Genomic DNA, 5,772 nt, shown 5'->3' with positions numbered 1-5,772 from the left:
TTATCAACATCAATTAATGAGTTTAACCTTTCAGAAAATTCTTCTGCAGCATTAACACCCATGCGCTTTAACCTGAAGTTCATTGCTGCCACTTCGATAATAACCGATAAGTTACGTCCTGGTCTTACAGGGATCGTCGCTTTCGGTAAATGGACATCCATAATCTTCATCGTTTCTTCATCAAGGCCTAAACGGTCATACTGCTTTTCACCGTCCCACGACTCAAGATGGGCCACTAGTGAGATGCGTTTAAAGTTACGAACAGCACCTGCACCGAATAATGTCATGACATTAATAATGCCTAGTCCTCTAATTTCTAACAAATGTTCTATTAAATTAGGTGGGTTTCCAATTAAAGTATCATAGTCTTCTTGTCGAATTTCGACGTTATCATCAGCGACTAGACGATGACCTCGTTTGACCAATTCTAATGCTGTTTCACTTTTACCGATCCCGCTTTTACCAGTAATTAAGACACCTACACCATATATATCAACTAAAACACCATGGACAGCAGTCGTCGGGGCAAATTTTGTTTCTAAGAAAGTAGTTAAACGACTGATCACACGTGTCGTCTTATAAGGCGAGCGCATGACAGGAACACCCGCTTCATTGGCTGCTTCAATTAAGGCAGCTGGTACTTCCATTCCCCTTGTAATGACGATCCCTGGCGTTACATCGGTACATAAATTTTCCATACGGTCACGTACTTCAGGTTCAGTTAAGTCATATAAAAATGATAATTCTGTACGTCCCATTAGCTGAAGACGCTCTTTCGGATAATGTGTGAAATAGCCCGCCATTTCCATGCCAGGTCTAGAGATGTCACTCGTCACAATTTCTCGGTGGACACCACCTTTTCCACCTACTAATTCCAATTCAAATCGATCGATTAAGTCTTGTGTACGGACTTTCACCACCCGTATCACCTCCTATGTCACAATTATACAGTCAACTATATCACAAGTTTAGCATACTCACTAAGATTAGATTTAATAAATGCTTGAAAGTTCTGTTAGAAATTAATGTCGAATTTTGCCCTCTATGAACTATAGAGGAGTTTCTATGAGCTATTATCGTCGTTCTATGCGTTATTTTCACAGTTCTATGAGCCATTATCGCCGTTCTATGCGTTATTTTCACAGTTCTATGAGCTATTAACATAAAAAAAGCCCGGGCGCTTAGCCCAAGCTTCTATCTGACGACTTGCTTCAATAAACTTTGTAGCAAGCCGTTTAATATTGAAATAATAATCGCTGCGATGATTGCCCAGCCGAATCCATCAATGACGAACGCATCTCCGATCATCCATTGTGCAATCATTAATGTGATTGCATTGATGACAAATAGGAACAACCCTAACGTTAGAAACGTAATCGGGAGTGTGAAGAAGACGAGAATCGGTCGTACGATCACATTTAAAATAGATAGTATGAAACTTGCTAAAATAGCAATACCGACACCTTCTACGTAAAACGAGTCAAATAGTGCCGCGACAGCTAGAATGGCTACAGCATTTACGACTATGGCGATTAACCAATTTTTTAACATAATAAAACTCCTAACTCGATTTCTATGAAATATTGTTTACTCTTACACTACCCGTTTTAGTTGATAAATCAACATCAAAATACGAATCTCCTTCTTCAACGTTATAAAATTGGATTGACTTGCTAGAGCATGATCGTCTAACGGCTCAACACTTGTGTCAACTAAATCTACTTTAACAGAGCTGATTTTAGTATTGGCTGTTCCATTAATGTGCATTCTTTTCGGGACATATAACTGTAAAGAGCCTGTTGAAACTGATAAGTCAGCTTGCTTCGCATCGTAATTGCGGACATAAGTACGAACGCTACCTGTCGTAACATCAATATTAATTTGTTCAACTGTCCCATCATAGTGAACCGAGCCAGTCGTCGTTTTTAACTTCGCTTTTCGAATAGCGACATCATCAAGCTTAATAGATCCGTGTCGTGTACTAACACTTAACGTTTCAGCTCGATAATCTAATAACGTAACTGAGCCGTTGACCGTTGAAATATGTGATGAGTTACAAATCATCGTATAGACTTTAATTGTTCCGTTAAACGTTTCAACCGTCACTTGGTCATACTTTTTCTTCGGTAAGTAGACGGTGAAGTTTGCGGTTACATCTTTTCTTAATTGTTCAATAGATAATGTATTGTCACTAATCGATATTTCAATCGCTTCATCATATAGAGCTTCTGCTCGCTTAAAATCCGTTTCTTTAAATACTTTGCCTCGAACTTCTATTCGAATGTTGTCATCATTCGATCTTAAAAATTCCACCGCTCCATTTTTATTGTTTAGTCTCAAACTTTGCACTGACTCACTGTTAAAATGATAAGTTCGCTTCACATTAGAATGTTTAAACGAAAATTCAAACGGACCTTCCTTCACCATATTAACCGTTTCATCTATGAAGTTAGCAATGCCATCTGTGACACTTTTCAATCCTTGTGTGAACGGGTTGTCATCATTGTGGTCCGTCGATCTTTCTTTCGTTTTATTTTCTTCTTCATAATCAAGTGCCTCTAACAATTCATCAGCCTCTTCAGCTGTAATATGGCCTTCCTCTAATAGGTTTAGTATTTTACGCCTTTTTTCACTCATTGACTTTCCCCCTAATTTGTTTCCTAAAGCTATTATACGCCAAGACATCAAATATGAAATCAACCAGTCGACCGAAAATAGACGCTTTTGTTCTCCTACTAGAGACCGACATATTACGAATTCACTTGATCGACATCCACCTTATAAAATGCTTCGTATTGTAGTCGTTGCAGTGCACTATCATATTCACCGATAAAATCAGAGCTTTCGCGCATCTTACTCAACATGCCTTCTGCTTGAGAACGGTGAGATTTAATCGCTTCAAGTTTGCGATGAAAAACTGGCTCCGTATCAACGACAATATCGGGTTTACCTAACACTTCATCACGATTGTTAGAAATAGCCGTCGCCCATACTTCAGGACGCTTGTCATCGTCCATTTTACGAACCGCTTCAAAAGCAGCTGCACCCATTGCATCATGGTCTGGATGAACCGCATAAGGTGGGTAAAAAGTAATGACGAGTGTTGCACCTAATTTTTCAATATGTTTCTTTAAATGGTCTGCGACTTCATCTTTTGCTTCAAATTCTAACGTTTTATCACGATAACCGAGCATGACTAAGTCCATATCGAGTACTTGGCATGCATCAATTAATTCTTGTTTACGAATTTTCGGTAACGTTTCACGGTTTGCGAAAAATGGACTTCCCATATTACGGCCCATCTCACCTAATGTGCCACACAAGTATGTGACGGGCACTTCTGCTTCGCGAAAATTTATAATTGTCCCTGATGTTCCAAATGACTCATCATCAGGGTGCGGATATATGACGACGACTTGTTCATGTTTTGAATAATCAACCATAGTTAATTCCCCTCCTACATTTGGAATGGTTTACGACTAATTTGTAATGCAACCATTAGACGGCCGACTTGATCGTGTCCAGCTAATAAAAGTTGGCCATCTTCATTTAATTCATAATCGGTTAGACCTTCAGCGTAAACCCATCCATCTGTCTTTAAGCCGACGCGGTAAGTCCCATCTGATTCGACTATTTTACCACGTTCATATTGAATTTGAGCATTACGAATATAGGCACCAACGTTATGTGCATTTGAATCAAAGTGCTTCGCATAAGCACCATTTGTCGTCTCTAAATGGATATATACTGGCTCATTCGCAAATTCATCTAAATGCTTTTGTACTTCTGCCATTTTAATTGCTTTCATTGGTTATTCCCCCTTCATGTCGCCAATCGTTGCTTCATACGATTACGATCCCGTTCTAAAATCGGCTTTAAATACTGACCAGTAAATGATCGGTCAATTTCAGAAACTTCTTCTGGTGTACCAGTAGCGACAATTTCACCGCCACCTTCTCCACCTTCTGGACCTAGGTCAATAATGTAGTCAGCTGTCTTAATAACATCCAAGTTGTGTTCAATAATTAGTACGGTATCACCGTTTTCGACTAATCGCTGTAATACTTTTAGTAACCTTGCGATGTCATCGACGTGCAAGCCTGTCGTCGGTTCATCTAAAATGTATAAAGACTTTCCGTTAGATCGGCGATGTAGTTCACTTGCGAGTTTAACTCGTTGCGCTTCACCACCAGACAATGTTGTAGCCGGTTGCCCTAACCTAATATAGCCTAAACCAACATCTTCAACCGTTTGAAGCTTACGTTTAATTTTCGGGATGTTTTCGAAAAAGTCTAGTGCTTCCTCAATTCGCATCTCTAACACTTCAGCAATGCTTTTACCTTTATATTTCACTTCTAACGTTTCACGATTATAACGTTTGCCGTGACATACTTCACAAGGCACGTAAACATCAGGTAAAAAGTGCATTTCAATCTTAATAATTCCGTCACCACGGCAAGCTTCACAGCGACCGCCTTTCACGTTAAAGCTGAAGCGTCCTTTTTTATAACCGCGCATTTTCGCTTCACTCGTTTGTGCAAATACGTCACGAATATCATCAAACACACCTGTATATGTTGCTGGATTCGACCTTGGCGTACGACCGATTGGTGATTGATCAATATCGATCACTTTTTCTAACTGTTCAATTCCTTCAACAGTTTCGTGTTGACCAGGTTTTACCTTTCCACGGTGTAATTTTTGCGATAAAGTTTTGTACAAAATATCGTTAATCAATGTACTTTTACCCGAGCCAGATACACCTGTAATAACTGACATAACACCAAGCGGTAAGGAAACATCGACTTGTTTTAAGTTGTTTTCTTCCGCTTTACGGATCACTAGCTCACGTTCTGGTTGTGTTGGCCTTCTTTCGGCAGGTAATGGGATGAACTGCTTCCCACTTAAGTACTTGCCTGTTAATGAATCATCTTGCTCCATCACTTGTTGAGGTGTGCCACTAGCTACAATCTCGCCACCTTGCGCACCTGCACCAGGACCAATATCAATTAGCCAATCAGCTGCTAACATCGTATCTTCATCATGCTCAACCACAATCAATGTATTATCTAAATCGCGCATACGTTTTAACGTTTGAATTAAACGATCATTGTCTCGTTGATGCAGACCTATTGAAGGCTCATCTAAAACATACAAAACACCTGTCAGTGCTGAACCGATTTGAGTCGCTAATCGAATTCGCTGGGCCTCACCACCTGATAACGTCCCAGCCGAACGGGATAAATTCAAATAATCTAAACCGACATTTTGTAAAAACGTTAAACGGTCTTCGATTTCTTTCACGATCATGTTGGCGATCTTGGCTTCTTTTTCAGACAGCGAAACTTGTCTAATCCAGCTTAATCCATTCGAAACAGAAAGCTCAGTCACTTCGCTAATATGTTTCCCATCGACTTTAACAGCAAGCGCTTCTCCTGTTAAACGATAGCCATCACAAGTTGGACAAGCTGATTGAGCCATATATTTCTCCATCTGTTCACGAATGAAACTCGATGATGTTTCATGATAACGGCGGGAAACGTTATTAAACACACCTTCAAAGAAAATCTCGTTTTCTCTTAATTGCCCACGTTCATTCTCGTAACTGAATAGAATTTTTTCATCACCACTACCTTGTAGCACTTTATTTAATTGTTCTTCTGGCAATTCTTTAACCGGTGTATCCATGTCAATGTTGTAATGGTTACACACACTTTTCAGTAGTTGTGGGTAATATTGTGAGCTAATCGGTTGCCACGGAGCGATCGCATG

6 protein-coding genes are annotated in these 5,772 nt (G+C 39.7%); all 6 read right to left on the bottom strand.

The annotated features are described in order from the left end of the window. Positions 1–920 (bottom strand): HPr(Ser) kinase/phosphatase (gene hprK, locus A194_RS0114170; RefSeq protein WP_017187469.1); only part of this gene is annotated, 920 nt, incomplete at its 3' end. Positions 921–1,194: 274 nt separating this feature from the next. Beyond that, positions 1,195–1,551 (bottom strand): phage holin family protein, encoded by a 357-nt coding sequence (locus tag A194_RS0114165; RefSeq protein ID WP_017187468.1) that lies wholly within the window; start codon positions 1,549–1,551, stop codon positions 1,195–1,197. A 42-nt stretch (positions 1,552–1,593) separates the two neighbouring features. After that, the gene (locus A194_RS0114160) at positions 1,594–2,637 is read right to left on the bottom strand and encodes a DUF4097 family beta strand repeat-containing protein (protein WP_029425317.1); all 1,044 of its coding nucleotides are present in this window, start codon (positions 2,635–2,637) and stop codon (positions 1,594–1,596) included. Positions 2,638–2,750: 113 nt separating this feature from the next. Further along, entirely contained in the window at positions 2,751–3,443 is a 693-nt protein-coding gene (gene bshB2 / locus A194_RS0114155) for a bacillithiol biosynthesis deacetylase BshB2 (RefSeq protein WP_017187467.1), read from the bottom strand. Between the two features lie 14 nt (positions 3,444–3,457). Next, complete coding sequence (locus A194_RS0114150; protein WP_017187466.1) at positions 3,458–3,808, bottom strand: YojF family protein; 351 nt, start codon at positions 3,806–3,808, stop codon at positions 3,458–3,460. Between the two features lie 14 nt (positions 3,809–3,822). Then, positions 3,823–5,772, bottom strand: a 1,950-nt coding sequence (uvrA, locus tag A194_RS0114145) for an excinuclease ABC subunit UvrA (RefSeq protein WP_017187465.1), incomplete at its 5' end; no start/stop codon positions are given.

The organism is Alkalibacillus haloalkaliphilus C5, assembly GCF_000269905.1.
Taxonomy (GTDB): domain Bacteria; phylum Bacillota; class Bacilli; order Bacillales; family Alkalibacillaceae; genus Alkalibacillus; species Alkalibacillus haloalkaliphilus_A.
The sequence above is the reverse complement of the archived record's forward strand: the minus strand, read 5'-3'. Positions and strand labels throughout refer to the sequence as shown.